The organism is Marinitoga sp. 38H-ov, assembly GCF_011057715.1.
In the GTDB taxonomy this organism is placed as follows: domain Bacteria; phylum Thermotogota; class Thermotogae; order Petrotogales; family Petrotogaceae; genus Marinitoga.
This window is the reverse complement of sequence record NZ_LNGH01000049.1, coordinates 1-2,509: the sequence shown is the minus strand read 5'-3', so window position 1 is coordinate 2,509 and position 2,509 is coordinate 1. Positions and strand designations below refer to the sequence as shown.

Genomic DNA, 2,509 nt, shown 5'->3' with positions numbered 1-2,509 from the left:
CTTCTCTAAAATACATGTATATTACTCTTCTTTTTTGGTCCATACTGATCATCCTTTCTAACTCCTCTCTCTTTATTTGAGAAGAGTATATCATTTTTTCTTCCTCAGTGGACCATTTTTCAATTTTATTCATGGGGTACTTTTAGTTTACACTATACATATCTTTTATTTTATTTATTAATTTAATTATTTTAATTTAATTTGATTTTATTATTTTAAAATATCTCACCAATTTTTTCCTCAAACTAACCCTCTTATGTCCATCTGGATCACTTTTTTAAAGTGTCCTAACATTCCTTCGTCCTATTTGAGGTATGGTGAGTTTGCTTTTTCTTTCGTTCAGGATTTTCTCCTAATGGAGGGACTCAGCATTTTCACCTATACATATACTTTTTCTGCATTATATTTTGTTTTGCTTTTTGCTAGTTTAAATATTATTCTTATCATTTTTAATCCTATTGCTATTAATGCTTGCGTTACTTTTAATGAATTCTTTTCTCTTTTCCTTAACTGTTTATATTTTATTTTCATTTCAGGATTGTGTTTTAATGTTGTTTGCGCCATTAGATATATTATCTTTCTTAATAACGGTCTTCCTCTTCTTGTTATTTGTGTTTTTCCTGTATGCTCCCCAGAACTTATTTCGTACAGATTTAATCCAGCTAATTTCCTTATTTCTTTCCAGCTTCTAAATCTGTTTATATCTCCTATTTCACCTAACATTATTGCTGTTATTATTGTTCCTATTCCTGGTACGCTTTTTATATACTCTCCTACTTCTGTTTCTTCTACTAATTTTTCTATTTCTTTTTCTAACTCTTCTATTTGACTCGTTAAAAACTCTATTTCTCCTAATAATAATCTTAATTTGATTTTCGCTCTTTTTTTCCAATCCATACTATTTGTTGATTCTTTTAATACTTTTTCTATTTCTTCTATTCCTACTTCTATTATTTCTTCTGATATTTTTTTAATAATTCTATTGATCCTTCTGAGAATATGTTTTTATATATCTTTTCATATTCTGGAAAATATTTATCCATTACTGCTATTACTATATTTTTTGCATTCTTTCTTTTATTTACTAGTTGTTCTCTTGCTGTAGTTATTACTTTCCCCATACACTCCTTCTGGTAAATATATATCAAAATATCTTCCATCCCTTATTAATCGCGCTATTACCCCTGCATCTTTCCTATCACTTTTTCCTGGTGAATTATCATCAAATTCTTTGCTTTTCTTTACATGGTATGGATTTACTCCTACTACATAATCTACTTCTTCGCTTATTTTCATTTGCCATGCTAATGCTTTCCAATAATGTCCCGATGGTTCCATTCCTAATATTACTTTCTTTAATTTGCTTTTTTCTTTTACATTTTTTATTTTTTCCTCTAGACTTTTATTCCATTTATGGTATTATTTATTTTGAAGGGTTTTATCAAGTCTATTCCACGAAAATCCATCTTCTAACACAATGTTTCCTTTTTGCTACATCTATTCCTACTATTAGTGTATCTGGTGTTATTCTCAATATTTTTTCATCAATAGATTTTTGTTTCATCCGTATCGCCTCCTGATTTTTATGATTTGTACTTATATATTATCAGGAGGCGATATTTTTTTCAACCTCTATTTTTCCTTACAGGAATTCTTTTATTTATGAGTCTGCTGGTATTGTTAGAAACAACTCTAATAATTCTGATGATTCTGCTGTTATGAAGAAAAAAATTGAATATTATGAACGTCTTCTTCTTGAAAAGGAATTGCTTATTAAAATGCAAGAAGATGAGATTGACTTTTTAGCACAACTGGAAAAAGTAACTTTTATTGGTGTTTTTTTGATTATTTTTAAATATAGAGATTTTTTCTACTTCTTTTTTACTCAATCGTTATAACATTAGTTCCAGTTCAATACCAGGTTGTTTTTTGTTAACCAGAAAGTCTTATTTTAAAGGTCATTCCTATACTGCTGACGGTAAAAAAGTTTCTGATGATTATATTAAACAATTGCTTGTTGATTTGTTATCTATTGATGACCCTTTGAATTCTGAGTTCTTTTACAAAACTCTTGGTTCTAAGAAGTTAGCTGCTATTTTTAGACACAAGTATAAATTAATCACAAAAAGATTCATAGATTAAGAAAAGAATTAAATCTTATTAGTAATTATCGTCATCATCCAAAACATCCTAAAAGAAGACCTAAAAATCACGACATTACCAGACCTAATCAATACTGGGAATCAGATATTAAATTTACCCCCACTAAATATGATGGTTATATCGCAATACTTACTATAATCGATAGTTTTGATAGGGCTGTTGTTGGTGTTTATATTGGTAATTTGCTAAAGACTTTATTTCAACTTTAAGAAAAGCTATTAAGAGGTGCTACTCCTGATAATCTCATTATTAGGACAGATAATGTCCATTTGCTAAAATTACTGCTGCTTTTATGTATGAATTAAACATTATTCATGAATTTGTTTTCAAGAATAATCATAACTCT

5 protein-coding genes are annotated in these 2,509 nt (G+C 28.3%); 2 read left to right on the top strand and 3 right to left on the bottom strand.

The genetic code is table 11. The features are described from left to right. Positions 1 to 378: 378 nt before the first annotated feature. Genes AS160_RS11325 through AS160_RS11315 form a run of 3 tightly spaced genes read right to left on the bottom strand, consistent with a single transcriptional unit; the run spans position 379 to position 1,338 of the window. Positions 379 to 897: a transposase gene (locus tag AS160_RS11325; protein WP_206528173.1), complete on the bottom strand. Its 519-nt coding sequence runs from the start codon at positions 895 to 897 to the stop codon at positions 379 to 381. A 53-nt stretch (positions 898 to 950) separates the two neighbouring features. Beyond that, positions 951 to 1,121, bottom strand: a complete 171-nt coding sequence (locus tag AS160_RS11320; protein ID WP_206528172.1) for a hypothetical protein — start codon at positions 1,119 to 1,121, stop codon at positions 951 to 953. After that, positions 1,078 to 1,338 carry a transposase gene (locus AS160_RS11315; RefSeq protein WP_241244261.1) on the bottom strand — a complete coding sequence of 87 codons (261 nt, stop codon included), beginning with the start codon at positions 1,336 to 1,338 and terminating at the stop codon, positions 1,078 to 1,080. Before AS160_RS11315 ends, AS160_RS11320 begins: the two co-directional genes overlap by 44 nt. Before the next feature lie 380 nt (positions 1,339 to 1,718). On the opposite strand from AS160_RS11315, the gene AS160_RS09860 reads away from it, so the two are divergent. Continuing rightward, the gene (locus AS160_RS09860) at positions 1,719 to 1,898 is read left to right on the top strand and encodes a hypothetical protein (RefSeq protein WP_165148404.1); all 180 of its coding nucleotides are present in this window, start codon (positions 1,719 to 1,721) and stop codon (positions 1,896 to 1,898) included. A 31-nt stretch (positions 1,899 to 1,929) separates the two neighbouring features. Continuing rightward, positions 1,930 to 2,142 (top strand): hypothetical protein, encoded by a 213-nt coding sequence (locus AS160_RS09855; protein ID WP_165148401.1) that lies wholly within the window; start codon positions 1,930 to 1,932, stop codon positions 2,140 to 2,142. The last annotated feature ends 367 nt before the right edge of the window (positions 2,143 to 2,509 follow it).

Excerpts from the sequence above, each read along its gene's own strand:
- AS160_RS11325 (WP_206528173.1), bottom strand. The coding sequence starts at position 897 with ATGGATTGGAAAAAAAGAGCGAAAATCAAATTAAGATTATTATTAGGA.
- AS160_RS11320 (WP_206528172.1), bottom strand. The coding sequence starts at position 1,121 with ATGGGGAAAGTAATAACTACAGCAAGAGAACAACTAGTAAATAAAAGA.
- AS160_RS11315 (WP_241244261.1), bottom strand. The coding sequence starts at position 1,338 with ATGGAACCATCGGGACATTATTGGAAAGCATTAGCATGGCAAATGAAA.
- AS160_RS09860 (WP_165148404.1), top strand. The coding sequence starts at position 1,719 with ATGAAGAAAAAAATTGAATATTATGAACGTCTTCTTCTTGAAAAGGAA.